The organism is Mesorhizobium intechi (assembly GCF_002879535.1).
Lineage (GTDB): Bacteria > Pseudomonadota > Alphaproteobacteria > Rhizobiales > Rhizobiaceae > Mesorhizobium > Mesorhizobium intechi.
On record NZ_PNOT02000393.1, the window covers coordinates 1 to 18,832 of the forward strand.

Below are 18,832 nucleotides of genomic sequence, written 5' to 3' on the forward strand. Positions count from 1 at the left end.
ATGCACGAGGTCCTCGGCATCCGCGCTGTCGCGCGTCAACGACTGCGCGTAGCGCCGCAGCGATCCAAGCTGTCCTATGATGTCAAAGCGCGGCATCGACCGTTTCATGCCCTGTTTACGGAGCATGTGGGGATTTTAATCCCGACCCGCGCCATTTTTTGGCGGTTCGCCGGAGGATTGCGCTCGTAGCCCCCGCCCGCCCGCTCTTAGGGGCGAAGTGGTTTTGTCGGTTTGGGTGTAGTCACACCGCAAGCGCGCAACACCCATCGGTGGCCGTCGCTGCGAAAATCGGTGATGCTCAGCGGCTCGATATCAATCTTCCGACAGGCGGCAAGCGGAGCACCCAGAACATGGACGATCGCGGTGCGAATGACGCTGGCATGAGTCAGCGCGATGGTGTGGCCAGGCTCGGCTATCAAGCTGTCCATCAACGCGGAAGCCCGGCGGCCAACGTCGGCCAGCGACTCGCCGCCATGCGGCGCTGCGTTGGGGTCGGTCAGCAAGGCGGCGATGTCGCCGGGCTGTTGTTCCTCAAAACCCTTCCCGGCCCAGCTTCCATAATCCTGGTCGGCCAAGAGCGGTTCGACCGATGCGTCCAGCGATAACGCCTCGGCGGTCTGGCGGGCGCGAAGCGCCGGCGCCGTCCATGCGCGGTCGGCGCGGCGCAGCGTCCCGCGCATCGCCTTCGCCTGCGTCAGCGAGCGCGGCTCCAGCGGCTCATCGAGCGGAAACGAACCCCGCCGGGTCGCGGCCGTTGCGCCGTTGCAGATCATCGTCAGCCGTACGAGCATGAGGCCGTCATTCCTTGAACCGCTTTCGCAGCGAGGCATACGCTGCAATTGGACCAGGCGCTATCGTTTCGAAAGGCCGCGCCCCTGAGGGCTGCCCTCCGTTTTGCGCAATTAAAACCGCTGGCGAAGCGGCTTCGATTTGCGTATCACTCCGCCGCGCCAACGGAACCATTGCGATGTTCGAAGACCTGCAGCCAGCTCCCGCCGACAAGATCCTGGCCTTGATCGGCCTCTATCGCGCCGATCCGCGTCCCAACAAGGTCGACCTCGGCGTCGGCGTCTACAAGGATCGCGACGGCAAGACACCGGTGATGCGCGCCGTGCGTGAGGCGGAAAAGCGGCTGCTGGGTGGCCAGGACACCAAGACCTATCTCGGGCTCGCCGGCGACACCGGCTTCAACGCGGTGATGGCCAAGCTCGCCTTCGGCCCGGGCGCGGACATGACGCGCATCCGCGCGGCACAGGCGCCCGGCGGGTCCGGTGCCCTTCGCCTGGTGGCGGAGCTGCTCAAGCGGACGCGTTCGGACGCCACGATCTGGCTGTCGGACCCCACATGGCCGAACCACATGCCGGTGATGCGCGCCGCCGGCCTGCAGATCCGCGAATATCCCTATTTCGACGCAGCCTCCGGTGCTGTTCGCTTCGACGACATGCTGGCGGCGTTGCGGACGGCCAAGAGCGGCGACGTGGTGCTACTGCATGGCTGCTGCCACAACCCGACCGGCGCCAATCTCGACGCGGCGCAGTGGCAGGCCGTCACCGATCTGGTCGTCGAGCACGGCCTGCTGCCGTTCGTCGACATCGCCTATCAGGGCTTTGGCGATGGCCTCGAAGCCGACGCTCTTGGCTTGCGCCTGCTGGCGGCGAAAGTACCGGAAATGGTTGTTGCCTCGAGCTGCTCGAAGAACTTCGCGGTCTATCGCGATCGTGTCGGCGCGGCGATGGTCCTGGCCAGGGACGGCGCGCAGGCCGACGTAGCGATGAGCCAGATGCTGTCGGCGGCACGCGCCATGTATTCGATGCCGCCGGATCATGGCGCCGCCGCAGTGCGCATCGTGCTTGAGGACGCAGGCCTGCGCGCCGACTGGGAAGCCGAGTTGGAAGAGATGCGCCTGCGCATGCTGAGGCTTCGCGTGGCTTTCGCCGAGGCGCTGCGCCGGCAGTCCAACTCCGACCGTTTCGACTTCGTCGCCAGCCATCGCGGCATGTTCTCGCGGCTTGGCCTCACGGAAGCGCAGGTCGAGCGGTTGCGTACCGAGCACGGCGTCTACATGGTCGGCGATAGCCGCATCAACGTCGCTGGATTGCCGGAGGACGGCATGGACGACCTCGCCAAGGCGATCGTCTCCGTGCTTGACTGAAGCGGCTCAGCTGTGGACAAGGCCCGCTGGCCGGCTGACAGTGTTGGCCGCGCGTCGGGCCGCAGGATAGCATCCACGGCATGACGCCATCCAAAGACATTTCGCGCCTGATCGAGATCATGGCCGCGCTGCGCGCGCCGAAGACCGGCTGCCCCTGGGACATCGAGCAGGATTTCTCGACCATCGCGCCCTATACGATCGAGGAAGCTTATGAGGTGGCGGACGCCATCGCGCGCGGTGACCTCGGTGATCTGCGCGATGAACTCGGCGACCTCCTGCTGCAGGTCGTCTACCACGCGCAAATGGCCGAGGAAGCGGGTGAATTCGCCTTCCCGGATGTCGTTCAGGCCATCACCACCAAGATGATCCGGCGCCACCCGCATGTCTTCGGCGACGAGGAAGCCCGCGGCGCCGGCATGGCCAAGGGCATGTGGGAGAAGATCAAGGCCGAGGAGAAGGCGGAGAAGCGGCAAGCCCGTCTCGCGCGCGGCCTCGACCCCGAAGACAATGGCAAGGGTTTTCTCGACAGCGTTCCGGTCGCCCTGCCCGCTTTGACACGGGCGCTCAAACTTCAGGAAAAGGCTGCTCGTGTCGGCTTCGACTGGAGCGAGGCAGCCACCATCCTCGACAAGATCGAGGAGGAGATCGGCGAATTGCGCGAGGCTCTTGCGAAGGGCGAGACGGCGTCGATCAAGGACGAGTTCGGCGACATGCTGTTCGCCGTCGTCAATCTCGGCCGTCATCTCAAGCTCGATTCGGAAGCCGCGTTGAGCGGCACCAATGAAAAATTCCGGTCGCGCTTCCACTATGTCGAGCAGGCCCTTGAAAAGTCCGGCAATACACTGGAGAAGGCCACCCTGGACGAGATGGAAGCGCTCTGGCAGGAAGCGAAGAGCGCGAAGTAGGCCTTTAGACCGGCAATTTGGGACGGAAACGCGTTTACATTTTTCCTAAAATTGCGCCGGCCTAGCCGTGGTTTTTGCGACGCAACCGGTTTTCGATCTCTTCGCGGGCGCTTTGTGTAGCCTTTAGCGAGAAGGTGGCGCTTCCATCTTCGTTGTCGGTGCGCGAAACGATATCGCCATTGCGATACAGCCAATCGACAAGGCCAAACTGTGCCGGCTCGATCGTCACCGTCAGATCTTCGAGCTCGCCCGCCATGCGCGTCTCGATGAGCGCCTTAAGCGCATCGATGCCCTCGCCGGTCACCGCCGATATGGCGATCGGCGGACCCTTGCTGCCGTCGGCGGCATCGGCAAGCAGGCGGCTCCTGTTGCCTTCGTCCAGCAGATCGACCTTGTTCCACACTTCGATCACACGCTTGGTGTCACCGGCGTCGACACCGAGGTCGGCCAGGATGCGCTCGACATCCTCGGCCTGCGCCGCCGTGTCGGGATCGGAAATGTCGCGCAGATGGATGACAAGATCCGCTTCGACCACCTCTTCCAGCGTGGCGCGAAAAGCCGCGATCAAATGCGTCGGCAGGTCGGAGATGAAACCGACCGTGTCCGACAGGATAATCGGGGTGCCATGCGGCAGGCGCACGCGGCGCAGCGTCGGGTCGAGCGTGGCGAACAGCATGTCCTGCGCCAGCACGTCCGCCCCGGTCAGCCGGTTGAACAGCGTCGACTTGCCGGCATTGGTGTAGCCGACGATCGCCACCACCGGGAACGGCACCTTCTTGCGCTTGGCGCGGTGCAGGTCGCGGGTACGACGCACCGTTTCCAGCTCGTGCTTCAGCTTGATGATCTTTTCCTGCAACTGCCGCCGGTCGGATTCGATCTGGGTTTCGCCGGGACCGCCTAGGAAACCAGCGCCACCGCGCTGGCGTTCAAGGTGGGTCCAGCTGCGCACAAGGCGGCCCTTCTGGTAGTTGAGATGGGCAAGCTCGACCTGCAGCGTGCCTTCCTTGGTACGCGCGCGCTCGCCAAAGATTTCTAGGATCAGCCCGGTTCGGTCCAGAACCTTTGCATGCAGTTCCTTCTCGAGATTGCGTTGCTGCACCGGGGTCAGCGGATGGTCGACGATCACCAGTTCGGCGTCGTTGTCCTTTACGATTTGGGCGAACTCTTCGACCTTGCCGCTGCCGAGCAAGGTGGCTGGACGCGGATCGTTGACCGTCACGATAGCGGTTTGGACAGGGTCGAGATTGATGGCGCGCGCAAGGCCGACCGCCTCGTCATGGCGAGCATCGGCCGAACGCGTCAGCCGCGGGCGGTTTGTGTCATCGTCGCCACGCGGCTGACGGGTAAGCACGGGCACAATGACGACAGCCCGGGTCGGCCCCTTGGCTTCCGTCCCGGGATGATGCGCTGGTTTTCCGCGAACCGTGCCGTCCGCGTCCTTCTCACGTGCCAATCAGGCGCCCTGGCTTTCCTCGCCATCGAACATCTGAACCGGCTGGCTCGGCATGATCGTGGAAATGGCGTGCTTGTAGACGAGCTGGGAGTGACCGTCGCGGCGCAGCAGCACACAGAAATTGTCGAACGAAGTGACCACGCCGGTCAGCTTCACGCCGTTGATGAGGAAGATGGTGAGCGGGTTCTTGCTCTTGCGAACTGAATTCAGGAACAGGTCCTGAAGGTTTTGCGATCGTTCCGCCATTGTTCTTGTCTTTCGCCGATCCCCTTCGGTTTGCAAGCCAATGCGCCAAATTGTCGGGCACATGTCAAGCACGCAAACACCGTCTTGTCGTCAGTAACGACAAGCAGAACGAGATATATTGATGTTCATTCCACCTGTGCGGTTATCAGGCTGGACTTTTTTCCGCAATGTCAAAAAAGGCCTGCCGTAACGAAAGTGTCACTGAGCCGGGGTGCCCATTGGCCACAGGATCGCCGTCAATGGCCACGACCGGCATGGCAATCGTCGTCGCGGAACTGATGAACGCCTCGCGCGCCGCCTTGGCCTCGGTGACGGAAAAACCGCGCTCTTCGATCTTCAGGCCCAGCTTTGCCGCAACTTCGAACATGGTCGTGCGGGTGATGCCGCGCAGGATGCCGTGATCGGCTGGTCTGGTAACCAGGACGCCGTCCCTGGTGACGATCCAGGCATTGGACGAGCCGCCTTCCTTGACGTTGCCTTCGGTGTCGACGAACCATGCCTCCTGCGCGCCGGCTTCCTTGGCTTTTTGCTTGGCCAATACATTGGGCAGCAGTCCGACGGTCTTGATATCGACCCGGTCCCAGCGATTCTCTGGCACGGTAATGACCGCGATCCCGGTCTCCGCCCGCTTTGCTCCAGCCGCCGGATCAGCCTTTCTGGCAGTGACCACCAGTGACGGCTTGGTGTCGGCCGACGGGAAAACAAAATCGCGACTGGCGACACCGCGCGTTACCTGTACATAGACCAGGCCGTCGACGACATGGTTGCGGTTGACCACTTCGCGCAGGATGAGCGGCAGGACGTTGCGCGCGACCGGCCATGTGATCGACAGTTCGGTCAGCGAGCGGTTGAGCCGGGCAAGATGGCGCGGCATGTCGACAATGAAGCCGCGCGCCACCTCGCAGACCTCATAGACGCCATCGGCGAACTGATAGCCGCGATCCTCTATATGTACGGAGGCGTTCGCGTGAACGACATAGCGCCCGTTGACATAGGCAATGCGCGGCATTAGCGACCCCTGAAAAATCTCGGGCTTTCTTATGCGATTCCGCCGCCGCCGTAACCGGCAAATGCTTGGGCCAGGCGCGGTTCAGCACAGGTCCCGCGCGTCAGACGCCCAGCGACTTCAGTTTGCGGTGCAGAGCCGAGCGCTCCATCCCGATGAACTCGGCGGTCTTCGAGATGTTGCCGCCAAAGCGGTTGATCTGGGCGATCAGATAGTCCTTCTCGAACTGTTCACGCGCCTCGCGCAGCGGCAGCGCCATGATGTGCTGATCGGACTGATTCGGCGTGCGTGGCATGACATCGCCGATCTCCGACGGCAGAAGATCCGCGGTGATCGGCGCATCGACGTCGTCGCCGCGCGCCAGTATCATCAGCCTTTCGACATTGTTGCGCAGCTGGCGCACGTTGCCCGGCCAATTGTGCGCCTGCAGCACGGCAAGCGCGTCGTCGCCGATACGGCGAGGCTTGATGCCGGCCTGGCGAGCGATCTGCTTCATGAAATTGTCGACGAGATAGGGAATATCCTCGCGCCGTTCGGCCAGCCCCGGCACCATCACCGGAACCACCGCCAGGCGATGGTAGAGATCCTCGCGGAAACGTCCGTCGGCGATCATGGCTTCGAGGTTCTGCGAGGTCGAGGAGATGATCCGGACATCGACCTTGACCCGTTTGGTGCCCCCTACCCGCTCGAACTGCTGCTCGACCAGCACGCGCAGGATCTTGTTCTGCGTCTCGCGCGGCATGTCGGCCACTTCGTCGATGTAGAGGATGCCGCGATGGGCTTCTTCCAGCGCGCCGACCTTGCGCTCGACGCCGTTCGATTCGGTGCCGAACAGTTCGATCTCCATGCGCTCCGGCGTGATGTTGGCAGCGCTCAGCGTCACGAACGGCGCGCCCTTGCGGGCCGACAGCGTGTGGATGGCGCGCGCCGCCAGTTCCTTGCCCGATCCGGACGGGCCGATGATCATGACACGGCTGTTGGTCGGCGCGACGCGCTCGATGGTCTGGCGCAGCTGGCTCATCGCCGACGACATGCCGATCAGGTCGAAAGTCTCGCCGCTGCGCTGCTTGAGGTCGGAAACCTCGCGCCGCAACTTCGAGGTTTCCAATGCACGCTCGGCGATGAGGATCAGCCTGTCGGCCTTGAACGGCTTCTCGATGAAATCATAGGCGCCACGGCGGATGGCCGAGACCGCCGTTTCGATGTTGCCGTGACCGGAGATCATCACCACCGGCAAGGTGGGATGCATGGTCTTGATCTCGTCGAGCAGCGCCAGCCCGTCCAGGCGCGAGCCCTGCAGCCAGATGTCGAGGAAAATCAACCTCGGCGCCCGGTCGGCAATGGCCGCCAACGCGCTGTCGGCATCAAATGCCGTACGGGTTTCGTGACCTTCGTCGCTCAGTATGCCTGCGACGAGCTCGCGGATGTCTTCCTCGTCATCGACGATGAGAATATCAGACGCCATTACCGACCTTTTCAGTTTCTCGTTCGAGTTCCGTCTTGCCTTCGCCGCGCAACGGCGTGACGGCCGCGGGCGGCAGGATGATGCTGATCATCGCCCCGCGGCCGCCATGAAAGTCCGCGGGCGCATCATGAAGTTCCAGCCTGCCGCCATGGTCCTCCACGATCTTCTTGACGATGGCGAGACCAAGTCCGGTGCCCTTCTCGCGCGTGGTCATATAGGGCTCGAGCAACCGTTGGCGATTCTCCCGCGGCAGGCCTTTGCCATTGTCGATGACGTCGATTCGAATCGCGCCATTCTGACGGCCGGCTTGAATCCGGATTATGCCGTGCGAACCGTCCTTTTGTTCCAGTCCGTCGATCGCCTCGGCGGCGTTCTTGATCACATTGCCGAAAGCCTGCGCCAAAAGGCGGCTGTCGAACGTGCCCTTGAGCGGTTCGTTGCCGAAAATCCGCTCGAAGGTGATGTCGGCGCGGCTGACCTCGACCAGGAAGGACGCCTCACGCAGCGATTCGCGCAGATCGATGGCCTTCATCTCGGGCTTGGGCATCCGCGCGAAGGCGGAGAATTCGTCGACCATGCGGCCGATGTCCTCGACCTGCCGGATGATGGTGTCGGTGCACTGGTCGAAAACCTCACGGTCTTCGGTGATGACCTTGCCATAGCGGCGCTTGATGCGCTCGGCCGAAAGCTGGATCGGCGTCAGCGGGTTCTTGATCTCGTGGGCGATGCGGCGCGCCACATCGGCCCAGGCGGAGGAACGCTGCGCCTGGACCAGATCGGTGATGTCGTCGACGGTCACGACGTAGGATTTCTCCTCCGAGCCGTCATCGCCCGCCTCGACGGTGATCTGCACGTTGAAAGTGCGCTCCGTGCCGGCGCGGAAAAACGTCACCTGCTCTCGGTAGACGGGTTTGCCCGACTGGCGGCCGATCTCGAAGACACGGCCCACATGCGGCAGAATGGCGGAAAGGTTCTGCCCGAGCGCGGCACTGGCGGAGATGGCCAGCATCGCTTCGGCCGAACGGTTGACGATGGTGATAATGCCATAGGGATCGACGCCGATGACGCCGGCCGTGACACCGGCAAGCACGGCTTCGGAAAAGCGCCGCCGTTCGTCGATCAGGTCCTTTGCCGACAGGATCTCGTTGCGTTGCGATTTCAGTTCCAACAGCATCTTGTTGAAGGTGTCGCCCAGCGAGGCGACGTCGCCGTCGGAGGGCCTGACCGGAACCGCGACGTCAAGATTGCCTGTCGCCACCTCGTCGGCAGCGCCGATGAGCTGGCGAATCGGCCGCACTAGACGGTCGGCGACCGCGATGCCGGTCCAGATTGCCGACAGGATGATGATCAGGGTCAGCGACAGATAGGGCAGCGCGAAGGCCACTTGCGAGGTGCGCCTGTTGTCCTCGAGATTGCGATACTCGTCGGTGTTGGACCTGACGATCTGCCGCGCCTTGATCACCTCGGGATCGACAAGGCGGATGGTGTAGAGGTAGAGACCCTCGATCTCGCGCAGCTTGACGATGGCGCCCATGATGTTGCGGGTGCGCGGTTCTATCAGCACCGGTTTGCCGTCGGTGGCGCTGCTGACCGCGCCTTCCGGCGGTTCCGGCATGGCGAAATCGGCATCGGTCTGCGCGCTCATGACGAACGAACCGTCCGGCTTGATCAGCGCCGCATGAGCCAGCGACCGGCCCACCGCCTCCTTGTTCAGGAGGTCGAGAAAGCCTGTACGATCAAGGCCGTAGAGTGTTCGCGACGCGTCGAGATCATAGGCCATCGACAGCGTCGTGCCCTGCAAGTTGCGGGCATTTTCCTGAACATAGGCATCGGCGATCGATAGCGAGGAATTGACGATCGTCTTGGTGCGAATCTCGAACCAGCGATCGAGGCCGATATCGAGCGTGATCGAGGCGATGATGGCCACCATGATGGCGGGAATGGCGGCAACCAGCGCGAACATGGCAACGATGCGCACATGCAACCGCGAGGCCGCCTTGCCATGCCGGCGCGCCATGACGATGCGGTGGACCTCGCGCCCGACCAGCGCCATGAGGAACAGCACGAAAGCGGCGTTGAGCGCGATCAGCGCCCAGGTCGTCCTGGCGTCGGGCGCGATCGGCGTCGCGCCGACCAGGATGGTGAATGAAATGGCCGCCATGACCAGCGCGCCGACGACCGCCACCACGCCGGGCAGCGCCAGCAAGCGGCGCCCGTCGCGCGCGCCGGGTTCGCTGAATAGCGGTTGGTTGAGTACAGGTGCCTGCGGAGCCATGTCGCCGTCTGGGAGCCAATGATTGCGTCCGATCTATGCAACGCATTGTGGCGATTATGCAACAAGTGTGACAATGGCGGAAATCTTTCGCCGCTCAGTCCCCTGAAAAGAGTGCGTCAGATCAGCGCTCAGCCCGGTCGCGACGATTTATAGACGTTGACGCCCAGTTCGCGAATCTTCTTGCGCAGCGTGTTGCGGTTCAGCCCCAGCAGCTCCGCGGCCTTGATTTGATTGCCGCGGGTTGCCGTCATCGAGGCCAGGACCAACGGATATTCGACTTCGGACAGGATGCGCTGGTAGAGCCCGGCGGGCGGCAATTCGCCGGCAAACGAGGCGAAATAGCGCTGCAGGAAATGCTCCACCGCCTGGCCGATGGAGAGGTCATCGGGAATGAGGTTGCCGCCGCCGGGGACCACGGGGCGCTCGCCAGTCTTCAACTCCGCCTCGATGATTTCGGCGGAGATCTCATCCTGTGAATAGAGCGCGGCCAGTCGGCGAACGAGGTTTTCCAGTTCGCGCACATTGCCCGGCCACGGGTAGCGCTTCATCAGTTCGATGCCGCCGGACGAGATGCGCTTGGTCTGCAGCCCTTCCATCTCGCCGAGCTTGAAGAAGTGGCGCACGAGATCGGGCACGTCCTCGGAACGCTCGCGCAATGCCGGCAGTCTCAGGGGAACGACGTTGAGACGATAGAACAGGTCCTCGCGGAACAGTCCCTGGTTGATCAGGGTGCGCAGATCCTTGTTGGTGGCTGCTACGATGCGCACATCCGTCTTGATCGGCGTGCGGCCGCCGACCGTCGTGTATTCGCCCTGCTGCAGCACACGCAGCAGGCGCGTCTGCGCCTCCATCGGCATGTCGCCGATCTCGTCGAGGAACAGCGTGCCGCCTTCGGCCTGCTCGAAGCGGCCGGTGGAGCGGTTCTGGGCGCCTGTGAAAGCGCCCTTCTCGTGGCCGAACAGTTCCGACTCGATCAGGTCGCGCGGAATTGCCGCCATGTTGATGGCAACGAACGGCCCGCCGCGACGGCGGCCATATTCATGCAGCGCGCGCGCCACGAGTTCCTTGCCGGTGCCGGATTCGCCCGAGATCATCACCGTCAGGTCGGTCTGCATCATCCGTGCCAGCATGCGATAGATGTCCTGCATGGCCGCCGAGCGGCCGACCAGCGGCATCGTTTCGGGCTGCTCATCGGGCCGCGCGTCGATCTTCGGCCGGCGGGGCTCCGACAGCGCCCGGTTGACGATATTGAGCAGTTCGGTCAGGTCGAACGGTTTCGGCAGATATTCATAGGCGCCCGTCTCCGATGCACGGATTGCCGTCATGAACGTGTTCTGGGCGCTCATGACGATGACGGGCAGCTCCGGCCGCGCCTTCTTGATGCGCGGCAGCATGTCGAAGGCGTTCTCGTCCGGCATCACGACGTCGGTGATGACAAGGTCGCCCTCGCCCGCCGCCACCCAGCGCCATAAGGTCGAGGCGTTGGACGTGACGCGCACCTCGTGGCCGACGCGCGAGAGAGCCTGGTTGAGCACGGTGCGGATCGCCGCATCGTCATCGGCGACGAGAATATTGCCGCGAGCGGTCATTTGCGGTCTCCTTCACCGTCCTCTTCAGCGCCGAACGGGGTTTCCTTCCAGGCCGGCATCAGGATGCGGAAGGTGGTCCCGCGCGGGGTCGATTCGCATTCGATGATGCCGCCATGCTCGCCGACGATCTTGGCGACAAGCGCCAACCCCAGCCCCGAGCCGTTCGGCTTGGTGGTGATGAAGGGATCGAACAGGATCGGCAGTATATCCTCCGAGACACCGGAGCCATTGTCGCGCACGCAGAATTCGAGCGGCAGCGACACACGGTCCTGCGTGCCTGGAACCGAAACGCGGATGCCCGGCCGGAACGCGGTCGACAGCACGATCTCGCCATGCGGGTCGCTGCCGATTGCCTCGGCGGCGTTCTTGACCAGGTTCAGGAAAACCTGGATCAGCTGGTCGCGATTGGCGAATACCGGAGGCAATGATGGATCATAGTCCTCCAATATCCTGATTTTCTTCGCAAAACCGTTCTTTGCGATCGCCTTCACATGGTCGAGTACGACATGGATGTTGACGGGGTAGCGATCGATCGGCCGCTCGTCGGAAAACACCTCCATGCGATCGACCAGCGAGACGATGCGGTCCGTCTCGTCGGTGATCAGCCGGGTCAGTGCGCGGTCTTCGTCGGAGGCGGACAGTTCGAGCAGTTGCGCGGCGCCGCGGATGCCGGAGAGCGGGTTCTTGATCTCGTGGGCGAGCATCGCCGCCAGGCCGGTCACAGAGCGTGCGGCACCGCGATGCGTCATCTGCCGGTCGATCTTGTCGGCCATCGACCGTTCCTGGAACATGACCACGACGGAGCCCGGGAATTCCGACACGGGTGCGACATAGAGATCGACGACCTTCTCGATGCCGAGGCGTGGCGACGACACGTCGACCCGATACTCGTTGACCGGAGCCCGACGCTCGCGCACCTGATCGACCAGGGTCAGCAGCGGGCTGCCGAAGGGGACGAGCTTGGACAGGGTGTTGCGCGCCAGCATGGTCGCGCTGGAGCGAAAGAAGTCCTCGGCATCGGCATTGGCGAAAGTGATGAACCCGTCCTCGCTGATCATGATCACCGGGCGGCGGATGGTGTTGAGGACGATCTGGGCGGCATCCAACATTTCAGTTCCCTGGCCAGCGGTGGCGTTCATGCGGCGCTCCGCAGGTCCAAGGGGTGCGGATCGCGCGAAAGCACATTGCGCAGCAAGGCAACGACGCGGGCTGGATCGAACGTCGTCAGGATGGCCTTTCGGTGGTCGTCGGCGACGCCAACAGCATGGCGATCGAGATACCAACCCAGATGCTTGCGTGCCTGGCGCAAACCACTCTCGACGCCATAAAGTGTCAGCATGTCCTCGTAATGGCCAACGATATAGTCGGCCAGAGCAGCGGGAGTCTGCGGAACGTCGGCCGCCGTTTGGCCCGCCTCCGCTGCCACGATGCCACCGGCGATCCAGGGCGCGCCGTAATGCGCACGGCCGACCATCACCGCATCGGCACCCGATTGGTCGAGAATGGCGGCCGCCTCGGCCGGAGAGCAGACATCACCATTGGCAACGACCGGAATGGACACGGCTTCCTTGACGCGAGCGATGGCGCGCCAGTCGGCCTTGCCCTGGTAGAACTGGCAACGCGTGCGGCCATGCACCGTCACCATCTTGACGCCCGCCTGCTCGGCACGGCGCGCGAGGATGGGCGCATTGAGCGCGGCTTCATCCCAACCGAGCCGCATCTTGACCGTCACCGGTACCTTGACCGCGCTGACCACGGCCTCGATCAGCGAAAGCGCATGGTCAAGATCCAGCATCAATGCAGAGCCCGCATAACCACCGGTGACCTTCTTGGCCGGGCAGCCCATGTTGATGTCGATGATGTCGGCGCCCTCGCCTGCGGCGATCCGTGCGCCCTCGGCCATGTGGGTCGCTTCGCGGCCGGCTAGCTGCACCATATGGACCGGCAGGCCGGAATGCCGTATGCGCAGGTCGAAGCCGGCCCTGCCCTTGGCGAGTTCGCCGCTTGCCACCATTTCGGAGACCACCAGGCCCGCGCCATGCGCATGGGCGCGCTGCCGGAAAGGCTCGTCGGTTATTCCCGACATCGGCGCGAGAAATACGCGGTTGCGGATTTCCACGCCGCCGACGTTCAAAGGCGCGGCCAATCTGGTTGCGTTATCCATGCACAAAAACCAAGCACGTCCATTCGTTGCACATTCTCTAGCCATATCAGCGGCAATGTGCAACGCGGAATGACGTCACATTGAGGCGCAATTGGGAAAATTCCAGGCCCTTGGGATTTGCCGTGACCAAGGCGACCGCGCGTCCCTCAAGGCGTGTGAAGGAGGCTTTGGAGTTCATATTTGACGCACGATCTTTTCGGAAAACCAATTACACTTTTGGGGATCGTGCGCTAAGCCAATCGCCATGACTGACGGAAGTGAAAACTCGAGCGCGACAGGTGGGGTTGCGGTGGTGATCGTAGCCGCCGGCCGCGGCGCTCGTGCCGGCCAGGCCAACGGACCCAAGCAGTACCAGAACATTGGCGGCCGCGCTGTCATTGCGCGTACGCTCGAAATGTTTCTGGCCCACCCGCGAACCGGCCGGATCGTCGTCGCCATCCACGCCGACGACCGCGAATTGTTCCGGCAAGCGGCGGGCGCCCAGGCACAGCGCGTCACTGCCATCATTGGCGGACCGACCAGGCAGGAGTCCGTTCGGCTCGGGCTGTTGGCGCTGAAGGACCACGCGCCGGGCCAGGTTCTGATTCACGACGCCGTCCGCCCGTTCGTCGATGCGGAGTTGATCGACCGCACCATCGCCGCCATCGGCGAGAACGAGGGGGCGTTACCCGCCCTGCCCGTCGCCGACACGCTCAAGCGAGAATCGGCGGCCGGCGTGGTCGCGGAAACCGTTTCCCGCAGCGGCCTGCACGCGGCGCAAACACCGCAAGGTTTTCCCTACGGGCCAATCCTTGCCGCGCACGACAGGGCCCACCAACTAGGCAGGCTGGACTTCACCGATGACGCGGCGATCGCCGAATGGGCGCAGATTCAAGTCAAGCTCGTTCCGGGCTCGCCGGACAATGTCAAACTCACCTGGGCACGGGACATCGCCATGGCACACCAGCGGCTCTCCAGCGGAGGCACGCATTTCCCCGACATCCGCACCGGCAACGGCTACGATGTCCACGCCTTTGAGCCCGGCGATCACGTGACACTGTGCGGCGTCGCCATTCCACATGACAAGAAACTGTCCGGCCATTCCGATGCCGATGTCGGCCTACACGCCTTGACCGATGCGCTGCTGGCGACCTGCGGCGCCGGCGACATCGGCACGCACTTTCCGCCGTCCGATCCGCGGTGGAAAGGTGCGGCGTCGCGGATCTTCGTCGAACACGCGGCGAAAGTGGTGCGCGAGCGCGGCGGCCGCATCGCAAATGCCGACGTCACATTGATCTGCGAGGCGCCGCGCGTGGGGCCGCATCGCGAGGCGATGACGGCAGCCCTGTCGCTGATGCTTGGGATTTCGGCCGACCGCATCTCGATCAAGGCGACAACCAACGAAAAACTAGGCTTTGTCGGTCGCGAAGAAGGCATTGCGGCGATCGCCACTGCCAGCGTGGTGTTTCCCGGCGAGGTGCCGGAGTGAGCAACAGCGAACTGGCCATTGCCCTGTTCGAGGCCTGCCGCGAACGCGGCATCATGGTGGCGACCGCGGAAAGCTGCACCGGCGGCATGATCATCGCCGCGCTGACCGACATCGCCGGTTCCTCGGCCGTGGTCGATCGCGGGTTCATCACCTATTCCAACGACGCCAAGATGGACATGCTTGGTGTCTCGGCGGCCACGCTCGAGGCGCACGGCGCGGTGTCCCGCGAGACGGCGATCGAGATGGCGGCCGGAGCACTTGCCCGTTCGCGAGCGGAACTAACCCTTGCTGTCACGGGCATCGCCGGGCCTGGCGGCGGTTCTGCGCAAAAGCCTGTCGGCCTGGTGTGGTTCGGCGTCGGGCTGAAAGGCCAAACCGTGACGGCCGAACACAGGCAGTTTGCCGACAAGGGCCGGGATTTCATCCGCCGTGAGACGGTCGGGCACGCCCTGGAACTTGGACTGCGAGCGCTTGGCCCGAATTAGGCCGACGACGCGACCCCATAGATGACGTCTGCACGCTTTTCGAAAGCCTCGGCGAACATGCGGAAGGCACGGTCGAACATGGTGCCCATTAGCGCGCCCAGGATACGGCTCTTGAACTCATAGTCGATGAAGAAGCGGACCGCACAGCCGTCGCCATCGGGCTCGAAACGCCAGACGTTGCTCAGATATTTGAACGGACCATCGATGTACTTCACGTCGATGGCGTTCTCGTCGGGCTTCAGCAGCACCTGCGTCGTGAAGGTCTCGCGGATCGCCTTGTAGCCGATGCTCATGTCGGCCAGGAGAACGGTACGTCCGTCACGCTCCTTGCGCGAGCGCACCGTCAGCGCTTCGCAAAGCGGCAGGAATTGCGGATAGGCCTCGACATCGGCCACCAGCGCGAACATCTGCTGCGGCGTATGGGCGACGCGGCGGGTGGCTTCGAATTTCGGCATGCGACCAGCGCTAGACCGATTTCTGGAGCTGCGCTTCCCGCGCCGCGCGCAGCCGGGCGAAATCGTCGCCGGCATGGTGCGATGAACGTGTCAGCGGGCTCGAGGCCACCAGCAGGAAACCCTTGGTCCGGCCGATCGTCTCGAAGGACTTGAACTCTTCCGGGGTGACGAAGCGGATCACCGGATGGTGCTTCTTCGACGGCTGCAGATACTGGCCGATGGTCATGAAGTCGACATTGGCCGTGCGCAGATCGTCCATCAACTGCAGGATTTCATTCCGCTCCTCGCCCAGGCCTACCATGATGCCGGACTTGGTGAAGATCGACGGATCGAGTTCCTTGACCCGCTGCAACAGCCGGATCGAGTGGAAATAGCGGGCGCCCGGCCGAACCTTCAGATAGTTCGACGGCACGGTTTCGAGATTGTGGTTGAAGACGTCGGGCTTGGCCGCCACCACGATCTCCAGGGCGCCGTCCTTGCGCAGGAAATCGGGCGTCAGGATTTCGATCGTGGTCGACGGCGTTGCCGCGCGGATCGCGCGGATGACGTCGGCAAAGTGCTGCGCACCGCCGTCGGCAAGATCATCGCGGTCAACCGACGTGATGACGACGTGGCTAAGCCCCATCTGCTTGACGGCATGCGCGACGCGCGCCGGCTCATCGCGGTCGAGCGCGGTCGGAATGCCGGTGGCGACATTGCAGAAAGCGCAGGCGCGCGTGCAGATCTCGCCCATGATCATGAAGGTGGCGTGCTTCTTTTCCCAACACTCGCCGATGTTGGGGCAACCAGCCTCTTCGCAGACAGTCACCAGCTTGTGCGATTTCACGATCTCGCGCGTCTCGGCATAGCCCTTGGAGACCGGCGCCTTGACGCGGATCCAGTCCGGCTTGCGCAACACCTCCTGGTCGGGCTTGTGGGCCTTCTCGGGGTGCCGCAGTCGTGGCGCGTTGGCGATCGTGTCGAGGACAGTAACCATCTGAACCCTGGCTTTTCTAGTGACCGCCTGTCGGCGATCGTCGCTTTATCGTCATCTAGGACTTTTCGACACAAAGAAAAAGGCAGCAGCGGCGCATGCCGCTACAACCGTTTTCGCATAGCCGGGAAAGGTACCGACTAGCGGCGCACCAGTCGACCGACCCAGATCAGCAGGCAGGCACCGATGAAGCCGGTGATCAGATACGCGGTCCAGCCCACGCCGAATGGGCCGAAATTGAGCGCCTGCAGGATGGCGTTCAACACGACCGCGCCAACGATGCCCATGATAATATTCATGAAAATTCCGGTGTTGCTCTTCATGACCATTTCGGCGAGCCAGCCTGCCAGGCCGCCGATGATGATGGCTGCGATCCAGCCCACGCCGTTCAAGTGCATATGCCTTCTCCTTGCGCGCGTATGAATGCATGCGGAAACGAACTGCCTTGCCGTCGAGCTCCCAGGGCTTTCGCGGCTGAGTCTCTTGCGGCGAATCTATCATGCGTTCAGGGCGCGGCCATAGGCGTCGAGCACGCTCTCCTTCATCATCTCCGACAGCGTGGGATGCGGGAAGATGGTGTGCATCAGCTCTTCCTCGGTCGTCTCCAAATTCATCGCCACGACAAAGCCCTGGATCAGTTCGGTCACCTCGGCGCCGACCATATGGGCACCGAGCAGCTGACCGGTCTTCTTGTCGAAGATGGTCTTGATGAAGCCCTGATCCTCGCCAAGGGCGATCGCCTTGCCGTTGGCGGCAAACTGGAAGCGGCCAACGCGGATATCCTTGCCTTCGGCCTTGGCCTTGGCTTCCGTCAGGCCGACGGAGGCGACCTGCGGATTGCAGTAGGTGCAGCCGGGAATCTTGAGCTTGTCGATGGCGTGCACGCCGGGGAAATTGGCGATCTTCTCGATGCACACGACGCCCTCATGCTCGGCCTTGTGGGCAAGCATAGGCGGGCCGGCGACGTCACCGATGGCGTAGATGCCCGGTACATTGGTCTTGCCGTAACCATCGACGACTATGCAGCCGCGCTCGGTCTTCACGCCGAGCGCTTCAAGGCCGAGATTCTCGATATTGCCCTGGACGCCGACGGCGGAGATCATGCGGTCGGCGGTGATCTTCTCGACCTTGCCGTCCTTCATCTCGACATGCGCGGTGACCGAATTGGCACCCTTCTCGACCTTGGTCACCTTGGCTTCAAGGATGATCTTCATGCCTTGTTTCTCGAACTGCTTTTGCGCGAACTTGGAGACCTCCGCGTCCTCCACCGGCATCACCGCCGGCAGCAGCTCGACCACCGTCACCTCCGCGCCCATGGTGCGGTAGAAGGAGGCGAACTCGATGCCGATGGCGCCCGAGCCCATCACCAGCAGCGACTTCGGCATCTCCTTCGGCACCATCGCCTCGAAATAGGTCCAGATCAGCTTGCCGTCCGGCTCGATGCCGGGCAGCGCGCGCGGCCGCGCACCGGTTGCCAGAATGATGTGCTTGGCGGTGTAGGTACCCTCGCCCTTGACACCCTTCGGCACCGGCGGCTGCGGCTCCATCGGCTTCTTGGCCGTCTTGGAGACGATGACTTCACCGGGCTTCGACAGCTTGGCTTCGCCCCAGATGACGTCGACCTTGTTCTTCTTCATCAGGAAGGCAACGCCGCCATTGAGCCGCAGCGAGACTTTGCGCGAGCGGTCGACGACGGCCGACGTGTCGACGCTGACCTTGCCGTCGAGCTTCAGGCCGTAGTCCTTCAGGTGGTCGGAATAGTGCATGATCTCGGCCGAACGCAGCAATGCCTTGGTCGGTATGCAGCCCCAGTTGAGGCAGATGCCGCCGAGATGCTCGCGCTCGACGATCGCCGTCTTGAAGCCGAGCTGAGCGGAACGCACCGCCGTGACATAGCCGCCCGGGCCGGACCCGATGATGATGACGTCGTAGTTCTCAGCCACGGATTCTCTCCTTCAATCACAATTCCAGCATGACGCGCACGACCGATGTCAGCGCCTTGCCGATGTTTCGCGTGTTTTCGGCATCGAGATGGACACCGTCGAGCGGTGTGGTTTGCGCCACTGTCCCGGCATCGAAGAAGCCGCAGCCGACTTCGTCGGCGAGCGCCGCATATTGCGGGGCCAGTTGCTTCGACGCCTCATCGCCGCCGGCAAACATTTCCCTGAATTCCGCATTTTCGGTGCGGCTTACAAC

Annotated in this window: 17 protein-coding genes and 2 pseudogenes; 4 read left to right on the forward strand and 15 right to left on the reverse strand. The window is 63.1% G+C overall.

The genetic code is table 11. The features are described from left to right. Together C1D09_RS34025 and C1D09_RS32900 are read right to left on the reverse strand one after the other, a co-directional pair. Positions 1 to 126 (reverse strand): annotated as a pseudogene (locus C1D09_RS34025) (sigma-70 family RNA polymerase sigma factor); the annotation flags it as partial. Positions 127 to 206: 80 nt separating this feature from the next. After that, entirely contained in the window at positions 207 to 791 is a 585-nt protein-coding gene (locus C1D09_RS32900) for a histidine phosphatase family protein (protein ID WP_143978075.1), read from the reverse strand. A gap of 176 nt (positions 792 to 967) precedes the next feature. Here C1D09_RS32900 and C1D09_RS32905 point away from each other — a divergent pair, with 176 nt between their 5' ends. Both C1D09_RS32905 and mazG read left to right on the forward strand, forming a co-directional pair. After that, complete coding sequence (locus C1D09_RS32905) at positions 968 to 2,152, forward strand: amino acid aminotransferase (protein WP_143978076.1); 1,185 nt, start codon at positions 968 to 970, stop codon at positions 2,150 to 2,152. Between the two features lie 80 nt (positions 2,153 to 2,232). Continuing rightward, on the forward strand, positions 2,233 to 3,057 hold the full coding sequence (gene mazG, locus C1D09_RS32910; RefSeq protein ID WP_143978077.1) for a nucleoside triphosphate pyrophosphohydrolase: 825 nt from the start codon (positions 2,233 to 2,235) through the stop codon (positions 3,055 to 3,057). Between the two features lie 61 nt (positions 3,058 to 3,118). Here the strand turns inward: mazG and hflX are convergent, their stop codons facing one another. The 8 genes from hflX to dusB form a co-directional block, all read right to left on the reverse strand. After that, positions 3,119 to 4,510: a GTPase HflX gene (hflX, locus tag C1D09_RS32915; RefSeq protein WP_143978078.1), complete on the reverse strand. Its 1,392-nt coding sequence runs from the start codon at positions 4,508 to 4,510 to the stop codon at positions 3,119 to 3,121. Further along, the gene (hfq, locus tag C1D09_RS32920; RefSeq protein WP_006202172.1) at positions 4,511 to 4,756 is read right to left on the reverse strand and encodes an RNA chaperone Hfq; all 246 of its coding nucleotides are present in this window, start codon (positions 4,754 to 4,756) and stop codon (positions 4,511 to 4,513) included. Between the two features lie 145 nt (positions 4,757 to 4,901). Then, positions 4,902 to 5,765, reverse strand: coding sequence for a D-amino-acid transaminase (locus C1D09_RS32925; RefSeq protein WP_143978079.1), 864 nt, complete (start codon positions 5,763 to 5,765; stop codon positions 4,902 to 4,904). 100 nt (positions 5,766 to 5,865) lie between these two features. Continuing rightward, the gene (ntrX, locus tag C1D09_RS32930; protein ID WP_010909346.1) at positions 5,866 to 7,227 is read right to left on the reverse strand and encodes a nitrogen assimilation response regulator NtrX; all 1,362 of its coding nucleotides are present in this window, start codon (positions 7,225 to 7,227) and stop codon (positions 5,866 to 5,868) included. Then, the gene (locus C1D09_RS32935) at positions 7,217 to 9,502 is read right to left on the reverse strand and encodes a sensor histidine kinase NtrY-like (protein WP_143978080.1); all 2,286 of its coding nucleotides are present in this window, start codon (positions 9,500 to 9,502) and stop codon (positions 7,217 to 7,219) included. The genes ntrX and C1D09_RS32935 overlap by 11 nt, the downstream gene beginning before the upstream one ends. Positions 9,503 to 9,630: 128 nt before the next feature. After that, positions 9,631 to 11,091 (reverse strand): nitrogen regulation protein NR(I), encoded by a 1,461-nt coding sequence (ntrC, locus tag C1D09_RS32940; protein ID WP_010909344.1) that lies wholly within the window; start codon positions 11,089 to 11,091, stop codon positions 9,631 to 9,633. Beyond that, complete coding sequence (locus C1D09_RS32945) at positions 11,088 to 12,230, reverse strand: two-component system sensor histidine kinase NtrB (RefSeq protein ID WP_143978081.1); 1,143 nt, start codon at positions 12,228 to 12,230, stop codon at positions 11,088 to 11,090. Before C1D09_RS32945 ends, ntrC begins: the two co-directional genes overlap by 4 nt. Beyond that, on the reverse strand, positions 12,227 to 13,255 hold the full coding sequence (gene dusB / locus C1D09_RS32950) for a tRNA dihydrouridine synthase DusB (RefSeq protein WP_143978082.1): 1,029 nt from the start codon (positions 13,253 to 13,255) through the stop codon (positions 12,227 to 12,229). Before dusB ends, C1D09_RS32945 begins: the two co-directional genes overlap by 4 nt. Positions 13,256 to 13,499: 244 nt before the next feature. Between dusB and C1D09_RS32955 the strand changes: the two genes are divergently transcribed. After that, positions 13,500 to 14,723 (forward strand): bifunctional 2-C-methyl-D-erythritol 4-phosphate cytidylyltransferase/2-C-methyl-D-erythritol 2,4-cyclodiphosphate synthase, encoded by a 1,224-nt coding sequence (locus C1D09_RS32955; RefSeq protein WP_143978083.1) that lies wholly within the window; start codon positions 13,500 to 13,502, stop codon positions 14,721 to 14,723. Continuing rightward, positions 14,720 to 15,208: a CinA family protein gene (locus C1D09_RS32960; RefSeq protein ID WP_143978084.1), complete on the forward strand. Its 489-nt coding sequence runs from the start codon at positions 14,720 to 14,722 to the stop codon at positions 15,206 to 15,208. The genes C1D09_RS32955 and C1D09_RS32960 overlap by 4 nt, the downstream gene beginning before the upstream one ends. Here the strand turns inward: C1D09_RS32960 and C1D09_RS32965 are convergent. From C1D09_RS32965 to C1D09_RS32985, 5 genes and pseudogenes are all read right to left on the reverse strand, one after another. Then, a complete protein-coding gene (locus C1D09_RS32965; RefSeq protein ID WP_143978085.1) occupies positions 15,205 to 15,663 on the reverse strand; it encodes a type II toxin-antitoxin system RatA family toxin in 459 nt (152 codons plus the stop codon). The genes C1D09_RS32960 and C1D09_RS32965 overlap by 4 nt on opposite strands. Positions 15,664 to 15,673: 10 nt before the next feature. After that, entirely contained in the window at positions 15,674 to 16,639 is a 966-nt protein-coding gene (lipA, locus tag C1D09_RS32970) for a lipoyl synthase (RefSeq protein WP_143978086.1), read from the reverse strand. Positions 16,640 to 16,776: 137 nt separating this feature from the next. Continuing rightward, positions 16,777 to 17,034 carry a GlsB/YeaQ/YmgE family stress response membrane protein gene (locus C1D09_RS32975; protein WP_143978087.1) on the reverse strand — a complete coding sequence of 86 codons (258 nt, stop codon included), beginning with the start codon at positions 17,032 to 17,034 and terminating at the stop codon, positions 16,777 to 16,779. A gap of 99 nt (positions 17,035 to 17,133) precedes the next feature. Further along, entirely contained in the window at positions 17,134 to 18,579 is a 1,446-nt protein-coding gene (gene lpdA / locus C1D09_RS32980; protein WP_143978088.1) for a dihydrolipoyl dehydrogenase, read from the reverse strand. Positions 18,580 to 18,595: 16 nt separating this feature from the next. Beyond that, positions 18,596 to 18,832, reverse strand: a pseudogene (locus tag C1D09_RS32985) (arylesterase); the annotation flags it as partial.